The organism is Candidatus Magasanikbacteria bacterium, assembly GCA_021648085.1.
Taxonomy (GTDB): Bacteria; Patescibacteriota; Patescibacteriia; order Magasanikbacterales; family UBA922; genus JAKITS01.
Genome location: JAKITS010000001.1, coordinates 832,496 through 851,952, shown reverse-complemented (window position 1 = coordinate 851,952; position 19,457 = coordinate 832,496). Strand labels below are relative to the sequence as shown.

Annotated in this window: 16 protein-coding genes, 2 tRNA genes and 1 pseudogene; 11 read left to right on the top strand and 8 right to left on the bottom strand. The window is 33.6% G+C overall.

What is annotated here, in order from left to right; translation table 11 throughout:
- Positions 1–2 precede the first annotated feature (2 nt).
- Both ruvB and L3J07_04205 read right to left on the bottom strand, forming a co-directional pair.
- Positions 3–1,043, bottom strand: a complete 1,041-nt coding sequence (gene ruvB, locus L3J07_04210; GenBank protein MCF6277015.1) for a Holliday junction branch migration DNA helicase RuvB — start codon at positions 1,041–1,043, stop codon at positions 3–5.
- A 71-nt stretch (positions 1,044–1,114) separates the two neighbouring features.
- Positions 1,115–1,375: a hypothetical protein gene (locus tag L3J07_04205; GenBank protein MCF6277014.1), complete on the bottom strand. Its 261-nt coding sequence runs from the start codon at positions 1,373–1,375 to the stop codon at positions 1,115–1,117.
- Between the two features lie 138 nt (positions 1,376–1,513).
- Here L3J07_04205 and L3J07_04200 point away from each other — a divergent pair, with 138 nt between their 5' ends.
- On the top strand, positions 1,514–1,954 hold the full coding sequence (locus L3J07_04200; protein MCF6277013.1) for a hypothetical protein: 441 nt from the start codon (positions 1,514–1,516) through the stop codon (positions 1,952–1,954).
- Between the two features lie 22 nt (positions 1,955–1,976).
- On the opposite strand, the gene L3J07_04195 is transcribed toward L3J07_04200, so the two are convergent.
- Entirely contained in the window at positions 1,977–2,678 is a 702-nt protein-coding gene (locus tag L3J07_04195) for an SPFH domain-containing protein (protein MCF6277012.1), read from the bottom strand.
- Positions 2,679–2,972: 294 nt separating this feature from the next.
- Between L3J07_04195 and L3J07_04190 the strand changes: the two genes are divergently transcribed.
- Both L3J07_04190 and L3J07_04185 read left to right on the top strand, forming a co-directional pair.
- Positions 2,973–5,732 (top strand): ribonucleoside-diphosphate reductase subunit alpha, encoded by a 2,760-nt coding sequence (locus tag L3J07_04190; GenBank protein MCF6277011.1) that lies wholly within the window; start codon positions 2,973–2,975, stop codon positions 5,730–5,732.
- A 195-nt stretch (positions 5,733–5,927) separates the two neighbouring features.
- Positions 5,928–6,923, top strand: coding sequence for a ribonucleotide-diphosphate reductase subunit beta (locus tag L3J07_04185; protein MCF6277010.1), 996 nt, complete (start codon positions 5,928–5,930; stop codon positions 6,921–6,923).
- A 424-nt stretch (positions 6,924–7,347) separates the two neighbouring features.
- Here the strand turns inward: L3J07_04185 and L3J07_04180 are convergent, their stop codons facing one another.
- Positions 7,348–7,977, bottom strand: coding sequence for a hypothetical protein (locus tag L3J07_04180; GenBank protein MCF6277009.1), 630 nt, complete (start codon positions 7,975–7,977; stop codon positions 7,348–7,350).
- Between the two features lie 160 nt (positions 7,978–8,137).
- On the opposite strand from L3J07_04180, the gene L3J07_04175 reads away from it, so the two are divergent.
- The 5 genes from L3J07_04175 (at position 8,138) to L3J07_04155 (ending at position 12,131) form a co-directional block, all read left to right on the top strand.
- A tRNA-Leu gene (locus tag L3J07_04175) sits at positions 8,138–8,222 on the top strand.
- 273 nt (positions 8,223–8,495) lie between these two features.
- Positions 8,496–8,576 (top strand) — tRNA-Leu (locus L3J07_04170).
- 1,195 nt (positions 8,577–9,771) lie between these two features.
- Entirely contained in the window at positions 9,772–10,146 is a 375-nt protein-coding gene (locus tag L3J07_04165) for a TraR/DksA family transcriptional regulator (GenBank protein MCF6277008.1), read from the top strand.
- Between the two features lies 1 nt (position 10,147).
- Positions 10,148–10,612: a signal peptidase II gene (locus L3J07_04160; GenBank protein MCF6277007.1), complete on the top strand. Its 465-nt coding sequence runs from the start codon at positions 10,148–10,150 to the stop codon at positions 10,610–10,612.
- Between the two features lies 1 nt (position 10,613).
- Positions 10,614–12,131, top strand: a complete 1,518-nt coding sequence (locus L3J07_04155) for a YifB family Mg chelatase-like AAA ATPase (GenBank protein MCF6277006.1) — start codon at positions 10,614–10,616, stop codon at positions 12,129–12,131.
- A gap of 60 nt (positions 12,132–12,191) precedes the next feature.
- Here the strand turns inward: L3J07_04155 and L3J07_04150 are convergent, their stop codons facing one another.
- Both L3J07_04150 and L3J07_04145 read right to left on the bottom strand, forming a co-directional pair.
- Positions 12,192–12,524 carry a hypothetical protein gene (locus L3J07_04150; protein MCF6277005.1) on the bottom strand — a complete coding sequence of 111 codons (333 nt, stop codon included), beginning with the start codon at positions 12,522–12,524 and terminating at the stop codon, positions 12,192–12,194.
- Between the two features lie 87 nt (positions 12,525–12,611).
- Positions 12,612–13,979, bottom strand: coding sequence for a LysM peptidoglycan-binding domain-containing M23 family metallopeptidase (locus tag L3J07_04145; GenBank protein MCF6277004.1), 1,368 nt, complete (start codon positions 13,977–13,979; stop codon positions 12,612–12,614).
- 155 nt (positions 13,980–14,134) lie between these two features.
- Here L3J07_04145 and tig point away from each other — a divergent pair, with 155 nt between their 5' ends.
- From tig to L3J07_04130, 3 genes are all read left to right on the top strand, one after another.
- Complete coding sequence (tig, locus tag L3J07_04140) at positions 14,135–15,415, top strand: trigger factor (GenBank protein MCF6277003.1); 1,281 nt, start codon at positions 14,135–14,137, stop codon at positions 15,413–15,415.
- Between the two features lie 1,456 nt (positions 15,416–16,871).
- A complete protein-coding gene (locus L3J07_04135) occupies positions 16,872–17,639 on the top strand; it encodes an inositol monophosphatase (GenBank protein MCF6277002.1) in 768 nt (255 codons plus the stop codon).
- A gap of 288 nt (positions 17,640–17,927) precedes the next feature.
- The gene (locus tag L3J07_04130; protein MCF6277001.1) at positions 17,928–18,155 is read left to right on the top strand and encodes a DUF167 domain-containing protein; all 228 of its coding nucleotides are present in this window, start codon (positions 17,928–17,930) and stop codon (positions 18,153–18,155) included.
- Between the two features lie 198 nt (positions 18,156–18,353).
- Here the strand turns inward: L3J07_04130 and yidD are convergent.
- Positions 18,354–18,578: pseudogene (gene yidD, locus L3J07_04125) on the bottom strand (membrane protein insertion efficiency factor YidD).
- 369 nt (positions 18,579–18,947) lie between these two features.
- Positions 18,948–19,325: a ribonuclease P protein component gene (rnpA, locus tag L3J07_04120; protein ID MCF6277000.1), complete on the bottom strand. Its 378-nt coding sequence runs from the start codon at positions 19,323–19,325 to the stop codon at positions 18,948–18,950.
- Positions 19,326–19,457 lie beyond the last annotated feature (132 nt).

Below are 19,457 nucleotides of genomic sequence, written 5' to 3'. Positions count from 1 at the left end.
TACTAAAAAAGTGTTGGATCTGTATTTCCAATATGTTTTTTTGCAATATGTGTCGCTGTTCTACCTCTCGGTGTCCTGTCTAACATGCCTATTTGCAATAAATATGGCTCATAAATTGTCTCCATTGTTTCTATATCTTCTGCAACAGATGCTGCCAAGGTTCCCAAACCAACAGGTCCGCCTTTGAATTTTTCTATAATTGCAGACAATATTTTTCTATCTACTTCATCTAGCCCGTAGTTGTCTACACCAAGCATTTCAAAAGCAGACCTTATTACTGTTTCGTCTATATTTCCATCATTTTTTACTTGTGCATAATCACGAACCCTCTTCAAAAGTCTGTTTGCAACACGAGGTGTTCTACGAGATCTCTCTGAAATTTTCATACTTATCCCAGGTTCCATTGTTACATCTAAAATTTCTGCATTTCTGTTTATAATTTTATCTATATCTTTGTGTTCGTAAAAATTTAAATGAAAAACATGTCCAAACCTATCGCGAAGCGGTCCGGAAAGTAAATTCATTTTTGTAGTTGCACCAATTATTGTAAACCTCTCTAACGGCATTCGCAGTGTTCTCGCTGCTGGACCTTTTCCTACAATAATATCCAGTGCATAATCTTCCATAGCGCTATAAAGAACCTCCTCAATAGTCTTATTCATTCTGTGAATTTCGTCTATAAACAAAACATCTCCACGCTCCAAATTTGATAAAATTGCAGCCAAATCCCCAACTCTCTCTAACGCTGGGCCAGCCGTCAACTTTATGTTTGAGTTCATTTCATTCGAAATAATGTGAGCAAGTGTGGTTTTACCCAATCCAGGATTTCCATAAAGTAAAACATGTTCAATTGGCTCATCTCTTTGCTTGGCAGCCTCCATAGAAATATGAAGCTGTTTTTTGATGTTGTCCTGCCCTACAAAGTCAAAAAGACTAGACGGTCGTAAATTTACCTCTATTCTCTCCTCTTCTTCATCTTCCGAATGCTCAGCCGAAACTAGCCGTTCGTCTGATATATTTATTGCGTCAAATTTATCTTCCATACAATTTATATTATACTTTAAAAAAATAGAAGATACAAATAAAAAAGCTAGGTATATTACCTAGCTTTTTACTATTTTTGAACATTTTTCTTTGGACGAAGATACCCCGTCCCTCTTTTTTTTGCTTTAATCCAATATCTTGGTTTTTTTGGGACTTCTGTCCCAATTAAGTTTACTTCAATCAAAACCCAACCAAAGGCTGTACTAAACCTAAAATCACCTTTTTGCAATATTTCTCCTTCTTTTAGCTCAACAGAGTCCTCCGAAGAAAAACCAACTCGTTCTTCTTGTTTTCCATTAAAATTAAAAGCAAATTCTTTACAACCAGACATACCTTCGTCCTCCTTTTGAAATGAACAATAAAAAAATAATAACACAAAAACCATTTTCTGTCAATAAACTTGACAGAATCTATAAAATTGGTTATTATATTATAATCTTTAAAAATAACTTAAACCTAAGGAGGAAAAATGGGTGCACTAAGTAACAAAGATATTGCTATTATTGGGGTGTGCTGCGCCAAAAGAGGTGCTATTGAATTGCATCAAATAGAAAATTTTACAAAAGCTTATAGAATAGCAAAGCAGTTTAAATTTTCTACTTCTCGATATAAAGAAAAAAATAGAGAAATAGAAAATTTTATTATAAGACTGGCTAAACTTATAGAGCCAGAAGAAAATAGACAAATTTTTCGTAAGCCAAAAGGCGCGGAATTTAGCACAAAAAGAGCTTACCAACATTTTTGTTGGATGTTTTTAACAATGATTAAGCCAGAAGAACTTTTTAATGAATTTAGGCTCGCATGGCCTTTTTGCGACGGCAACGGAAGAGTTGCTGATCTCATTTGGCGAATGGCGGTAAAAAGAGATACTGGGGAGTGGCCTCACCATTTCCCACCAAAAAAAGAATAGATATAAAAAGAGCTAGGATTACCTAGCTCTTATTTTTTTCGTCTGACTTTGAAACTGTTGCAACTAGCGGTGCACCGATCAAAACTGCAGCCAAATTTGGATTTAAACCTTCTAAAACTTCTTTGGATTCTTTTGTAAACTTTTTCAAAGCGTCCAACCTTATCCTTGTGCCTGTTTCCAAAATAATTACATTTGCAGTTTCTGGAGTTGGATCACAATTTGTGAGGTTAAACTGAATAAACTCAACACCCCATTCTTCTGCTCTAGATTTTACTTCTTTTAAAAGTTCGTCTGCTATTTTTTTCGTCTCAGAAATAGTCTTGTGATCTCGCTTAGAGAGTACATCCCGCAAAATTCCCATACAAAGATCCTCAATAGAAGCATCTACATTTTCAATTTCAAAAAGAGCTTTGTAAACTTCGTTTATTCTAAAAATTACAACAGCACTTACATAAAAAGATAGCTGGTTTTTCAATATAATTCGCTGACCTTTGAAATGAATAGTTTGCTGTTTTATGTGTCGTATGTGAATTGTGTCTGCAAAAGGCAGCAACCAAACGATACCTGGTTCAAAAATTCTTGGATTTCCTTTTTCATCGCATCTTGCCTTACCAAAACGAAGAACTATTCCTCGCTCACCTTCTCCAACAGAAGAAATTATTTTAAAAAGACCTGTGATCGCTGCAATTATTGGTGTGAAAATTGCAAGTAATGCTTGATTCATCTATTACCTCCATTTTTTAATGAGTTTATAGCGGTTTATTTATAGCAATATCATTAAGCGTATGTCAATTTCAAAAAACATTATCAACATGTTGTGGATAACATTTTTTTGAAATGTGATATAATAATTTTACAGCAAAATACAATATCTAGTATGTTAAATAAATAATAGACACTATATATAGTGTTTTATCTTCTTCAAAGATATTGTCTAAAAACTTCTACTTTGTTCTTTATTTATAAAACAGACCTATTTCAAAATCTTATTTTGAAATAGGTCTACTAACAAAAAATTATGAATATCCCACTCATAAAAAAGCGCGACGGATCTATGCAAGAATTTAATCCTGAAAAAATTCACAGCGCAGTTTACAAAGCTTTCAATGCTTCTCGTGTTTCTTTTGGCACAGAAATTTTGAAAAAAATAACTGAAACTACAATTCAAAATTTACAACAAATAGAAGGCACGCCGACTGTAGAGCAAGTTCAAAATATTGTTGAGCAAGTTTTAATGGAAAATAATTTCTATACAGTTGCAAAATCATACATTATATATAGGTACGAACATGCAAAAAATAGAAAAATTGAAAAAGAAGAAGTAATAAAAAAAATAGAAACAGATAGCTTGATGGTCACAAAAAAAAGTGGCGAAAAACAAGCTTTTTCAATAGAAAAATTGAAAAAATATATAGAAATCTGTGCAGAAGATAAAAATTTAATAGATGTGGACGGAATAGCTCATCAATGTAGATCAGAAATTTATGAAAACATACCTACTTCTGAAATTTCAAAAGCTCTTATTCTGTGCGCACGCTCTTATATAGAAAGAGATCCAGCGTATTCAAAATTGGCTTCAACAATGTTGTTGAAAGATGTTTACAAAGAAGTTTTGGAAGATAACTTTGATTTTAATAATTTGAAAGATGTTCATACAAAAACTTTCAAAGAAAAAATTAAAAAAGGTGTAGAAATAGAAAGATTAAATGCAAAACTACTATTATTTGATTTTGGCTTTTTGAGCTCACAAATTGATTTATCTCGTGATAAAAATATTGAATATCTAGGGATGCAAACTTTATACGATAGATATTTTTTGCGAAATCCGGAAACAAAAGAAGTTTTGGAAACACCGCAAATGTTTTGGATGCGTGTGGCAATGGGGCTAGCTTTGAGCGAAACTAATTACAATGAAAAAGCTGTTGAATTTTACAATATAATGTCTCAACTGCTTTTTGTACCATCTACTCCCACTCTTTTTCACGCTGGCACAACTCACCCACAACTTAGCTCTTGTTATATTACAAAAGTTGAAGATTCTTTAAGTCATATTTTCAAATCAATCTCTGATAACGCTCAAATGTCCAAATGGTCTGGCGGAATTGGAAACGACTGGACAAGTCTGCGTGGAATGGGTGCTCTTATCCGCGGAACTGGCGTAGAAAGCCAAGGTGTAGTGCCATTTTTGAAAATTGCAAACGACACAACAGTTGCAATAAATAGAAGTGGTCGCAGACGCGGTGCAACTTGTGCTTATTTGGAAGCTTGGCACATTGATTTTGAGGATTTTCTAGAACTTCGCAAAAATACTGGAGACGAAAGACGCAGAACTCACGATATGAATACTGCCAGCTGGATTCCAGATTTATTTATGAAAAGAGTAAGGGGCAGTATGGAATGGACACTTTTTTCACCAGACGAAACTCCAGAATTACATGAAATTTATGGAAAAGAGTTCGAAGAAATTTATGGAAAATATGAACAAAAAGCAAAAAATGGTGAAATAAAACTATTCAAAACAATGAAAGCGTCTGATTTGTGGAAAAAAATGATTTCAATGCTTTTTGAGACTGGACACCCTTGGATTACTTTCAAAGATCCTTGCAATGTTCGTTCTCCGCAAGATCATGTTGGTGTAATTCACTCATCAAACTTGTGTACAGAAATTACACTTAACACATCTAAAGATGAAACTGCAGTTTGTAATTTAGGTTCAGTAAATTTGGCACGTCATACTGAAAATGGATTTTTAGACAAAGTTCTCTTGGAAAAAACTGTAAAAACTGCAATGAGAATGCTAGATAATGTAATAGATTTAAACTTTTACCCAACAATTGAAGGAGAAAATTCAAATAAAAAACACAGACCAATTGGTTTGGGTGTAATGGGTTATCAATATGCACTTTATAACTTAAATATTTCATTTGATTCCGAAGAAAATATAAAATTTGCAGATGAAAGTATGGAACTTATCTCATATTTTGCAATTTCTACCTCAACAACTTTGGCAAAAGAAAAAGGAGCTTACCCTACTTTCCGTGGTTCAAAATGGGATAGAGGAATTATGCCGATTGATACAATTACACTTTTAGAAGAAGAGCGTGGTGAAAAAATAAATGTAAACAGAGATTCAAAATTGGATTGGAATAAAGTGCGTGAATTGATAAAAGAAAACGGAATGCGGAATTCAAATTGTATGGCAGTCGCGCCAACTGCAACAATTTCAAATATTGCAGGATGTTCTCCAACAATTGAACCTATTTACAAAAATATTTATGTAAAGTCAAATATGAGTGGCGAGTTTACAATTGTGAATTCGTATTTGATAGATGAATTGAAAAAACTAAATTTGTGGAATAGTGAAATGCTAAATGAATTGAAAAGATATGATGGAAATATCTCAAATATAGATGCAATTCCAAAAGAAATTCGTGCAAAATACAAAGAAGTTTTTGAGATTGATTCTAGTTGGCTTATAAAAGTAGCCGCTCACCGCGGGAAATGGATAGACCAAAGTCAATCTATGAATATTTTTATCAAAGGAACTTCTGGTAAAAAAATATCCGATACATATCAATTTGCTTGGGAAATGGGGTTGAAAACTACTTATTATCTGCGTTCCCTCGCAGCAACTCATGTTGAAAAAAGTACACTTGATATCAAAAAACAAGATTTAACAAAATCAGAAATAGAAACAACACCAAAACCTACTGAATCAACAGTTCCAGAGCCACAATTGTGTAGAATTGAAGATCCGGAATGTGAATCATGCCAATAAAATAACACGCTAACGATTGGGCAGACTAAGTATTGGAAAAGATAAACAAAAAATACACACATCATATTGAGCAAAACAAAGTGAAGTCGAAATATCTCGAAATAATATAACCAAAATTATAAATATTCGTATTTCTTCTAAGTTTTTTTGAGATCTTTCAATTTCGTTTAGAATGATGTGTTTAAATAAAAAAATATGAAAAGTATATTAAACAATTCAACGACCGATCCAAATAAAATACTGCCCTTTCAATATCCTTGGGCAAGAGTTCATTACAAAGCTGGTGTTGCAAACAATTGGGTTCCAGAAGAGGTACCAATGCAACAAGATGTAGAGCTTTGGAAAAAACAAGGTGGACTTAGCAAGGAAGAGCGTAGAATGATAATGTGGAATTTGGGATTTTTCTCTACCGCCGAGAGTTTGACTGCAAATAATATCGTTTTGGCAGTTTACAGACATGTCACAAATCCAGAATGTCGTCAATATCTACTTCGCCAAGCATACGAGGAAGCCGTTCACACCGATACTTTTATATATTGTTGTGATTCTTTGGGATTAGATCCAGAAGAAATTTACAATATGTACATCACTGTTCCAAGTATAAAAGCCAAAGATGATTTTGTGGTAAATATTACAACATCGATCTTTGATCCAAATTTTGAGACAAACACAACGGAAAATATGCAAAAATTTGTATACGATTTGATTGGATATTATGTTGTAATGGAAGGAATTTTCTTTTACGCTGGTTTTGCGATGATGCTTTCCCTACTTCGCCAAAACAAAATGGTTGGTGTTGGTGAGCAGTTTCAATATATTTTGCGAGATGAATCTGTACATTTAGCTTTTGGAGTGGATTTGATAAATACAATTATTTCTGAAAATCCAGAAATTTGGACAGAAGCGTTTAAAAATTCTGTTTCAAATACAATTCAAGAAGCTGTAAAATTAGAAGAAGCTTATGTTGACGATTGCCTACCAAGAGGAATTTTAGGATTACAACCAGAAATTATCAAAGAATATGTTCGCCACATTGCAGACCGAAGATTGGAGCGAATAAATTTACCAAAAGTTTATAATGACCAAAATCCATTTCCGTGGATGAGTGAAATTATTGACCTAAAAAAAGAAAAAAATTTCTTTGAAACAAGAGTGACAGAATACCAAAACGCAGGAAGTTTAGATTGGTAAGAGAGTATGATACATGATTCAGATAACATGATACAAAAAATAAGAATTAAGCAGGAAAGAGCTTTCTAACTTTCTTCTTCGCTTAACTACGGAATAGTCTTAGATCTTAACCTCGAAGAGGTCTTTCTTTCACATCATATTGAGCGAAACGAAGTGGAGTCGAAATATCCCCATACAGTTTCATAAAATATAAATAATTATAATAAAACCTTAGTTCCTTTTGTTCTGTCATTCCGAACCCAAGTATGTAAGTGAGAAATCGCTTAAGCTTTATTATTAAAGTGTGTTGTTTTTAAAACACTTAAGCGCTCTCTCACTTCGCTCGAGATGACCGGAATAAGCATAATGTACAATATTTTTTATAAAAAAAGAGCCAGCGGTTGTTCCGCTGGCTTTGTTATTCTGCTTATCTTTTTTATTATTTTTAGATCTTTTCAACCAACTCATCCCACACTCTTTTTTGCTCACGAAGAGCAACAGAAAGTGGGGTGTAGCTAGTAAAAGTAAAACAATTCTTAATTTTACCAAAATCTGAAGCGGCTTTCATACCTTTCATTTCTAAAATCAGATCTTTTATATTTTTTAATCTTTGAAGAAGTTCCTCATAACAAGGCTTCATATCCTCCACAAACAACTGACCAGAGACAATAGCCTTATCTCTTGTCTCTAGAATAAAAGCTGAAATATCTAAATTTTCATTGTCTTCAATTTCTTTCAACAAACCATCCCAAAAGCTGGCTTGAAGAGCAAGAGCTAAGGAAAGTGGACGAAGTGATAGGTTCTTAAGTTCCTCGTCAATTCCTAAATAACTTTGCTGGATCCACTCATTCGCCATGACAAATACAATGAACTCCACCAACCTACTATCCATTACGCGGACACGAAGCTCCACCTCTTCCAAAATTCTTTTAGCGGACTTTTGTGCTTTAACTCTTGCATCAATCACAAGATGTCGCACACTTTTTTGTGTTTGTTTTATTTTATTTTTTGTGTCATCAGATTTATTGATGTCACCAAACCAATTATTATTCATATAAAGACCTCTGTCGCCCATTTTCCTTCCTCCATGTTGAAACTGAACACCAGCAACACTATGTTACTGATGCATTATAAAATACCATCTTCAACCTCTTTTGTCAAGCTAAAAAGGATAAATCTTGACTTTTTGTAAAAATTAAGACATAATGGGACTGTCTTCAAACATACAAACCCCTGCCGCGGTGGTGGAATTGGTAGACACGCAGGACTTAAAATCCTGTTCCCCCTAAAGGAGTGCGGGTTCGATTCCCGCCCGCGGCACAAAAAACAGCAGTATTGCTGTTTTTTTGTTGTGGGAATGACACAAAGTCTTGTGTCATGTCGGGAATCGAAGGGTAGGTTTGGTGAAAACCAAAACTACACAGGGAGACCCTCGAACGCGGCACAAAAACAGCAGTATTGCTGTTTTTTTGTTGTGGGAATGAATAAATATATTTATTTTTATAATTTATCCAAAATTTAATCCAAAAAGATTGACAAAAAACAAAAAATATGATAATTTCATAAATAGTTCATTATTTTTTAATTTCTTGTGCCGGAATGGTGAAATGGTATACACAGGAGACTTAAAATCTCCCGCCTTAAAGCGTACGGGTTCGATTCCCGTTTCCGGTATTTACCCTCAATTGAAAAATTGAGGGTATTTTATTATTTGAAAAATAACAAAATACTAAATCATTTTAAATAATATATAAATTTTTCAATTTTAAACTTATCCACACTAAACTTTTATGTCTGTTCACATATTTTATACAAGCCTTTATTTTCAAGTTTTCCACGAAAAATCCACAGGTTGTACACATTTTGTACACAGCTAACTCTCCAAAAATAATTATTCAGTCCTACACAAAAAATATAAAATGTGGATAACTTGTGGATAACTTAGTAAATCTGTGGATAACTTTTTAAATTTATCCACAATTTTTTTTGTATTTACTAACACACACTTTTGTGTTCAAAAAAACTGGCTTAATTTAGCCAAATTTAAACTAATCCCACCAACATTGACAAACTCTAAAAAATATGGCATAATATAGACATAGTTCATTGACAAACGCTGTAATTCACAAAGTTCTATTTGCGAGTTACATCGACCTCTTTCACTCTACTCTTTCCAGCTTATAATTGTTGCGTTTTAATGCTCTTTCATTTCAAAAAGCTGTCCAATTATCTTCGGACAAAAAAACAAAAACAAAAATAAAAAAGTCTCCTAAGGCACTTATGAGACGCAACAACCGTAAGCTGGACTGGTAACCTTCACTATTGTTCGTCGTTTATATGACGAACCGAGGGCTCTACCTCTGTGGGGTAAAGAGAGTCTTCCTTAAGTAATAATACCTTTCGCAGAGATTGCGAAAATATCGTACTTAAAGAAGACGAACTATAAACAAGGCGTCCAGAGCAAATATAACTATTAGGCTCATTCGGACGCCTTTTTTGTTTGTTTAAATAAGTAAACACACTACTTTCCTGTTCTTTCTTTTATTATCTGTGAATAAAGACTCCTGGATTCCCGATCGGGGTCGGGAATGACAAAAGGACTTCACATCATACTAAACAAAACGAAGTGGAGTCGAAATATCTCGTGTTTGTTTCACTATTTTTATGTTTTGGTGATATTGTTTCGAGATCCTTCGGCTTCGCTCAGGATGACGTGTGTATATTTTGCGTTTTGTTTGGGATAATATGTGAGTATTTTGTACTTCGCTTTGTTCGGGATGATGTGTATTTATTTCTTGTTCTTCTTACGAGCTATTGCAAAAAATCGAATTATTTCATATAATAGAAGCACTTTAAATAGTAGAACAATATGCATGATCCAAAATTTGTAGGGGAAATAAAAGAAAAATTACTAAAAGATAAGACTCGTTTAGAAAGAGAGCTTTCTAAATTTACTCGTAAAAATCCTAAGATAAAAGGAGATTTTGAGGCAAACTATCCAGAATATGGAGATGATGAAGATGATAATGTGCAAGAAATGGAGCAATATGCTGTAAACAAGCCTTTGGAGATAAACTTGGAAAAGTTGTTGCGCGACGTAAACAAAGCACTAACTTCAATAGAGAAAAGGTCTTATGGTATTTGTAAATACTGCGACAAACCTATAGACAAAAGAAGACTACGAGCACGACCAACTTCAGGATCTTGTGTTAGTTGTAAAAAAACAATCAAAGAAGAAGCTTAAAATGGCTTTAAGCAAGCAAAAAATACTCTGTGCAAAAATGCTTTTAGGAGCAACTTTTTTATCTGGGTTTTTTTTGTTTTTGGATCAGAGTCTAAAAAGTATGGCTGTAAACAATCCATCTAAAAGCTATTATTTAATTAAAAATATAGTCGGGTGGGAATATTATGAAAACTATGGCATTGCTTTTAGTCTTCCTATGCCAAAATTCTTGCTAATCACATTTATACCAATTATAATTGCAAGTTTAATTATTTTTCTAATGAAAACCAAGAAAAAAAAGTTTTGGCTTATTTTTGGAACATCTCTTGTTATTGCAGGAGCCATCTCAAATTTAATAGATCGTGTATTTCTTGGTTTTGTGGTAGATTACTTTAGGGTGTTCACATCGGTTATAAATATAGCGGATATTATGATAATAGTAGGGGGGCTGATACTTGTAGTTCCGAGCTTAAAGAAAAAGCAATAATATGTTTTGTAAAATTAATTCTGCAGGGGTTCTTGGTTTAGGATGTGCACAGATTGATGTAGAAGTGGATGTTTCTGGAAGTTGGCCCGGTTATCAAATAGTTGGTTTACCAGATGCTGCCATTCAGGAGGCAAAAGAAAGGATAAGGACAGCGTGGAAAAATGCTGGGTTGCAATTTCCTAGCAATCACAAAATAATTGTAAATTTGGCGCCAGCAGATGTGCGCAAAGAAGGTTCTCATTACGATTTACCGATGGCGATTGGGATGTTTTTGGCAAGCCAAAAAATGAAAAATACTTTTGATGATAGTTTGTTTGTGGGGGAATTGGCATTGGACGGAAGTGTTCGCTCTGCAAATGGCATACTTCCTATCGCGTTGTTTGCAAAAAAAAATAATTTTAAACGACTTTTTGTCCCAGCTCAAAATGTAAAAGAGGCTGGTCTTGTCTCTGGAATTGAAATTTATTCTGTTTCAAATTTTAAAGAATTGGTTGAACATATTACAAATATTAAAAAAATGGAGCCTGTGCAACCACAAAATCCGGAAGAATGGTTTACAGAAAATTTATACGAGCTCGACATGGCTCATGTAAAAGGACAAGAATTTGCAAAAAGAGCTTTAGAAATAGCAGCGAGTGGTGCTCACAACATACTTCTTTCTGGACCTCCTGGGTCTGGAAAAACACTTTTAGCCAGAACCTTCCCAAGTATTTTACCAAAAATGACTTTAGAAGAAGCTTTAGAGGTAACAAAAATTTATTCTGTTTCTGGAAATTTATTTAAAAAAGCTTTAATTACAGAGCGTCCATTTAGAGCTCCACATCATAGTGCTAGTGCAGTTGCACTAGTTGGTGGAGGTCGCTTTCCAAAACCCGGAGAAATTTCTATGGCACATCGTGGAGTACTATTTTTGGATGAATTCCCAGAGTTTCCGAGGTCTGTACTGGAAAATCTACGCCAACCACTCGAAGATGGTGTAGTGTCCATTTCTAGAGCACAAGGAAGCCTAACATTTCCAGCACAGTTTACACTTGTTGCAAGTCAAAATCCTTGTCCGTGTGGATATTTTAGCGACCCAGACAGAATGTGTACCTGCTCCCCTTCTCAAATTGCACATTACAAAAAGAAAATTAGCGGACCACTTTTGGATAGAATAGATTTGCATGTAGAAGTACCAAGAGTAGCATTTGAAAAATTATCAAAAAATGATCTAGCAGAAACATCTAAAAATATTCGTGTACGCGTTGAAAATGCAAGAAAAAAACAAAGTGAGCGTTTTGAAAATTTGCCTTATCACACAAATAGCGAAATGCGTACAAAAGATATCCGTGAATTTTGTAAATTAAACGATGAATCCAAAGAATTACTAAGACAGGCCGTAGAAAAATTACATCTTTCTGCACGAAGTTACTATAGAATTTTGAAACTTGCTAGAACTATTGCAGATCTGGAAAATATAGATAATCTTGAGACTAAGCACATTGCAGAAGCATTACAATTTAGAGCGAGGGTTGAATAGGAAAAGACATAAAACAGATAATCTGAGACAAAAAACCAGCTTTTCAGCTGGTTTTTGATTTTATATTTTTTTAATAAAATCAGACAATTTAGGACTATTTGCCAATTTTTTCAAAACAGCTTTTGATGGTTTATAAGTCTTACCCTCAAAAAACCAACTCCGTCCGCAACTTACCTCAAAACCTCTTTTATCAAAAATAACCTCAACAGGATTTTGTGAAATTTGATCGAGATATTGAAGACAAAGACCTTCCCGTTTAATAAAAAATTTTGCAAAACAACTATCACACTTAGCACAAATTCCAATAGAAGATACAGCTTCTTTTTTAAGACATTTATTTTCATTATAATCCCAAACACGGATTTGCCCATTTTCACATTGTGTACATTTCATTTTTTCCTCCATAAAAAGAACTTAATACAAGTTTAATAAACTTTCACTCTTAATGTCAAATAAAAAATCAGCTGTTTAGCTGATTTTTTATTTGATATATCTTAGTGGGTTTTTCCTAACTCCGTTTATACGAACCTCATAATGAATATGTGATCCAGTAGAGCGACCGGTAGAACCCATTAGTGCAATTACCTGCCCTTGCACAACCTTTTCCCCGTAAGAAACTAGGAGTTGTGAAGAATGCGCGTAAAGTGTCTGCACACCGCCTCCGTGGTTCAAAATAACATAACAACCATAACCACCATTCCATCCACACTTAGATTTTATAACCGTACCACTTTTTGATGCATAAAGCGGTGTTCCAATTGGCCCGGCAATATCCAAAGCAGTATGACGCCAACCATAATATTGAGTAATTCTACGAACCCCTGCAGGCCATACAAATTCAGATCCAGCAGGTGAGCTTACAGACGGTGGTGGAGCAGAAACATTTCTAAACACAGAATTCCCGCTTGAAGGTCTTGGAATATAAACTGCTCTTGGTTTTACACCACCTGGAACAATTAACTGTTCTCCTACTATTATGTCAGATGCATTCGCAAGCTTGTTGTACTCTACTATCTCATCTACTTTTACACTGTATTTGCTTGCAATTTTAGAAATATTATCTCCACTTACAACCTTATGCAAAACCCCGTCAGTTGGTAAAATTTTCAACTTATCGCCTGGGCGAATATAAGAACGAGAAGTTAATCCGTTCGCCCACAAAACAGTAATAGTATTTAACCCAAATTTCTGTGCAATTGAACCAATAACATCTCCTGGCTGAACTTCATAATTTAAAATTTCTGTGCGAGAATCTACTCTTCCCGCTTCAATTGTTGGAATTTCTGCCCCTGTAATAATTGAAGGTTTTGCAATAGCACTTCCTCCAGCAGTAATTCCAGAAATACCCTCTTTTTCTATAATAACTTTTTGTGGAGTTGCACCTGTTTCCAAAACAATAGATGCCTCACGCCAACTCCTAGTGTCTTGCGGTGTTTGAATTGCTGAAATATCTATAATTACCTCTTGCATATCAAAATCCTGTTCTCCAGAGCCTACCATTTTATAAAGTACAGAATTTCTACCAGGCACAGACGCACTGTCTTGAGTATAAAGTGAACTATGAGGAATCATAACCACAATAGCAACCACAAAAAATACAACTTGCAGAGTATTGCGCTTACCAAAAAAATGTGCTATTGATCCTTTTATTGGGTTATTGAATTTTCCTGTTCTTCTTTTTACTCCAAAAAGTATCTTATAAACCCAAAAACCTAGTGTACTTCTATAAAGTTGACCAATTTTTTCAAAAAATGGTTTCAATATTTTGAATATACGAAAAAAAGCCCTCTTTGTCAAAACAAGGGTACGCAAAAATTTAAGAAATATTTTATATAATTTATGCCTCATAATAACCATCAGGTGTTATCCTGAAACACTATTATTATGCCTTTTTTAGCAAGAAAAGTCAATGAAAAAATAAGTTTTATGTTTTTCTACATTAAAACTTGATTTTTTTGCAAAAATAGGTTATTATATGGTCTCAATAATATATTTTATAAATTATGGATTATTCAACCAAAAAACTTCCGAAGTCTCAGCTTCAATTAAATGTGACTGTAGCTCCAGAAGATTACAAAAAACAGCTTGAAGAAGCTGGAAAAAGAGTTTCTAAAAAAGTAAATATAAAAGGATTTCGCAAGGGAAATGTACCTTTAGATGTTTTGAAAAAAGAAGTTGGTGAAATGGCACTTTTACAAGAGGCAGTAAACCACATAATTCAGGAAACTTTTGTAGAAATTATCAAAAAAGAAGAGTTAGAAAGTATAGGGCAACCTGAAATAAATATAGAAAAAATGGCACCAAAAAATGACTTGGTATATAAAGCTGTAGTGTCACTTTTACCAAAAATTAAGCTAGCTGAAACAAAATCTGTAAAAGCAAAGTTAGAAAAAAAGGAAATTACAGACAAACAAGTAGATGAAACAATCGATTCACTTCGTAAAACGCAGGCCGTAGAAGTGTCAAAAACAGGAAAAGCAAAAGGAGAGGACAAGCTTTTGATAGATATGGATATGTTTTTGGACAAAGTTCCTGTTGACGGAGGACAAAGCAAAAACTACCAAGTTTACTTAAGCGAACCTCACTATATAAAAGGTTTCAACGAACAAATAGTTGGACTAAAAAAAGGTGATAAAAAGGAATTTACACTTAAATTTCCAAAAGATCACTACCAAAAAATGCTTGCTGGAAAAAAAGTTGGTTTCAAAGTAAAGGTAAATGAAGTTTTTGAAAGACAATTTCCAGAATTAAACGAAGGGTTTGCTGTAAAACTTGGACAAAAAACTGTAGAAGAGTTGAAAACAACAATTAAAAAGAATCTGCAAACAGAAGCAGATCACAAAGCAGATCAATCTTTTGAGATAGAAATTTTGGATAAAATGATTGAAAAAACAAAATTTGATGAAATTCCAGAATTGTTGATTGACAATGAAAAACAGAAAATTTTCTATGAATTGCAACGCGATATTGAAAAAAACGGAATTACAATAGAACAATACTTGCAAGATATCAAAAAAACAGAGAAAGAACTGTTTAAAGATTTCAAAGCTCAAGCTGAAAAACGTGCAAAAGCAGCACTTTTATCTAGAGAAATCGCCATTGAAAATGATATAAAAGCTGAAAAAGAGGAAATTGATGCTGAGATTGCAACAATGAAAAAAATGTACAAACACGAGGAAGAATACATGAAAAACCTAGAAAAACCAGAAGTTCGTGGAACAATTGCGAATATGGTTCAAAATAGAAAAGTGATGAAATGGTTGAAAGATCAAATAATAAAGTAAATAATGAATCACTTCATTTGATGAATCTCTTCGCTTGGATTAGGACAGAATAAGAACAAAAAAGGGCTTTTTAGCTCTTTTTTGTTTTTTTTAGATACAAAGCTTGACAAAAGTGCTTTTTTGTGGTATATTTAAACGATGTTCATTTCATTTTTTAACCTAAAAAAGGAGGGGCCGTGATGGTTCTTGTGTCTTTTGGTGCATCGTGGGAGCGATGCCTTACAGAAAAAAAAGAAAAGAAAAAAGAAACGAAAAAAAAGGAGAAGAAATGAAACATTTGCTAATTTTCCTCCTTTTTTTCTCGCTCGCCATTTTGGCGAGCGGGTGTATCGTGATCACCGCGGACTCGCAAAGTGCGAGTGAGCGGTATTACGGAAATCCGCGCTATCAAGCGCGGAGAGCCGCAGTTTGCCGTATTAAAAACGGCAAATTTCAGTGTACCGTCCTAACAAGCTGGGAAAAAGCCCAACAACGACGGTATCGGGCGATCAAAAAAAAGAAACAAAAAAAGAGGAGAAGATGAAGTACTTGTTTTTCTTCTCGCTCGCCATTTTGGCGAGCGGGTGTGCTTCCACCATTTCCGACTCACACACAATTGTGAGTCGGTATAATGGAAAAACATTTGAGCGTGTGGAGACGGTTTGCCACAAGCTCAAACATCACCAGTGGCAAGACGGGAAAAGTCATTGCCACAAAAAAATTGAGGTGTTAGAGACAAAAAAAAGATAGAGAGAAAGAAAAAACAAAAGCGCTAACCATAAGGAAGGCGCTTTTTATATTGTTAAAAAACTATTATTTCTTTATATTAAGTAGATTCGAAATATCTCGGTGCAATATAACCAAAATATAAATAATTAAACCTTATTTCTGTCATTTCGAATCCGAGAATACGGATGAGAAATCGTTTCAGTGTTTTAATTAATGTGTTTTGTGTTTTTAAAATGTTTAAGGGATTTCTCGCTTCACTGAGAAATGATAGAAGACTCTATACGTCATCCCAAACGAAACGGAACAAAGTGTAGTGAAGTCGAAAAGTTTTTATTCACGTCATATTGAGCTTCACCTTGTGGAGTCGAAAATAAAAGTTCACGTCATATTGAGCGGAACGAAGCGGAGTCGAAATATCTCGGGATTGTTTCACTATTTTATGTTTTTGTGATATTGTTTCGAGATTTTTTAAATTCCGCTTCGCTTCGTTCGGGATGACGTGAGAGAAAAGTAGATTAAGAAATAAGCAGATTGGGTAGATTAAGTAAGGAAGGAATTTATATAAGAATCTGTATCATGTTATCTGTGTCATGTATCATTATGTCCTTCTTGTCATCCTTAGCTTGGAGATCTATTTCTTTTTTTCTTTTTTTCTTTTCTTTCACTGTTTTGTGATTAAAGACTCCTGGATTCCTGGTTAAGCTAAGAGATGATAAATATGGTAAAATAAAAGAAATAACCATAAAATATGAAAAGTAAAGAATTAAAAATTGCAATTAAAATAGCAAGAAAAGTAAATACATTTTTAAAAAAAGAGTTTAATTCACTTGGGCAGACAGAAATTGAGACAAAAAAGCATGGAGAAATCGTCACAAAAGCGGACAAAAAAGCAAATATAATTATTATAAAAGAATTAGAAAGATATTTTTCTACAGATAACATAATTAGTGAAGAGTCGCCAGCGATAGAAAATGGGAGCGAGCGAACTTGGTTTGTAGATCCATTAGACGGAACTAGCAATTTTGCATACGGATTCAAAGAATTTACAACTCATATTAGCTTTGCCGAAAAAGGAAAAATAAAGCTTGGTGTGGTGGGAAGTCCTCTCACAAACGAAGTATTTTGGGCTGAAAAAGGTGGTGGCGCTTTTGTAAATAATAAGAAGATTTCTGTATCAGAACCAAAACACACACAAATGATGGCACTAATCTGTGGCGGTCATACAAAACAAGGTGTAAAAGAGTTAAATAAGGTCTTTAAAAACCTAAACGAGGCAAACGCCCGTGTTCGCATATTTGCGGCCGCAGGCGTTGAACTAACAAGTGTAGCGAGCGGAAAAGCCGATGTGTGTATAATGACAGAAGTACATTCTTGGGATGTTATAGCTGGAATCGCTATTTTGCGTGAAGCTGGGGGAAAAGCAACAAATTTTGAAGGTGAAGACTGGCAAATTGGTGATACAAACATAGTTGCCACAAATGGAAAACTTCATAAAAAAGCATTGGGTTTTTTATGAATTAAAAAAATAGTCTTCAGACTTCATTCAGGATAACATAAATAAATTATCCTCAGATCAATACCCAAGATATTTCTGTAATAATTACTTCCACACCGAGGCAAATTTTGGTGTATTACTATGAATAAAAATACGACATATTGAGCGGAGTGAAACGAAGTCGAAATATCTCGATTTAGTATCATTAGAACTTTGAATATTTTATGTTCTGGTAATATTGTCCCGAGATCCTTCGGCTATCGCTCAGGATGACGTGATTTTATTTTTACTAATTCTTAATTATAATTTATGAAAAAATTTATAAAAATAAAAGTAATTCCAAAATCTTCGGAAAATAAAATAGAAAAGTTGGAAGATGGAAGTTTCAAAATAAAGCTGACTTCCCCGCCCATTAATGGAAAAGCAAATGAAGCTTTGATAAAACTAATAAACAAAGAGTGGAAAATTCCAAAATCCAAAATTTTGATTAAAAAAGGTAAAAGCGGAAAAAATAAACTAATTGAAATTCTAAAATAAAAAACTCGTAATTAAATTACGAGTTTTTGATTTTTATGATAATCAATATCAAAATGATAGCAATAGATCCAAATAAAACAAGCTAGAGAGAAAACGAACTAAAGTTTTTTATAATATTTTTTTATTTTGATCTAAAAAGTTAAAGAACTATTCTAAAATTATTATAAATTTAGATTTTTGTCAACCTTTTTAAGGTAAATCCACACCACCTTTACTCCAAGGATTGCAACGGGCAATTCGCCAGGCAGTTTTTGGAATTCCTTTTATAAGACCTTTTTTTTGAATGATTTTGTAACCGTATTCGCTACAAGTTGGGTAAAACCTACAATATCCGTACGGATGCTGAGATTTAAAAACTCCATGATCTGGAGATAGTGTTTTTTGATAAAGTTTTATTGCCCACAAAAATGGAATGCGTGGCATATAAAGTATTTTTTTGATTATTTTTTTCATATAAAAAGTATTTTCACTTTTGTTTAAAATGACAAAAGACTCTACACATCATCTCAAACGAAACGAAACGAAGTGAAGTGGAACTTGAGGAATCTCGGGAAAGTATAACCAAAATTGTGAATGTTTTTTGTTTTGTAATACTTATCCCGAGATCCTTCGACTTCGCTCAGGATGACATATGGGTATTCTGTCATCCTCAGCTTGATTGATGACCCCCGTCTGCCGGCGGGCAGGCAGGGTTTGTATCATTGTCTATTTACCAAAGACTCCTGAATTCCTGGTCAAGTCAGGAATGACAGAAAAGTAAGGACTTTATGAACTTTTAATTTATTTAGTTTGCTATTTTATTAAATGTGCTTTAAACAAAAGTTTATTTATTACTTTTTCAATTTCAGCATAATCTTTTTCCAAAGTTTCTGGCTTTGCAATTAAAACCGCCATAAAACCTTTTTTTATTTTTTCTGATTTTATAAGTAGCCTTACAACTTCGCGCATTTTTCTTCTTACTCTGTTTCTTTTTACTGCACTTTTGTTTACTTTCAAGCCAACAGTAAAAGCAATTTTTAAATCGTCTTTTGAATATTTTTTTCTGGGATATTTTTCTGGATCAATTTTCCAAACTTTTAATGTCAAAAATTCTAAATTAAAATATCTACCTTCTTTAAAAAGTATTTCAAAATCTTTCATCTTCTTTAATCTATTTTCTTTTTGAAGCATATTTTTATTAAAATACAAAAATAAGATACAAACAAATTACAAACTTTAAATATCAAATTTTAAGAAATAAAGCTACAATCTAATTGTTATTTCATTATACCAAAAAAATCCAAAAGACCTGCCTCAAAACAT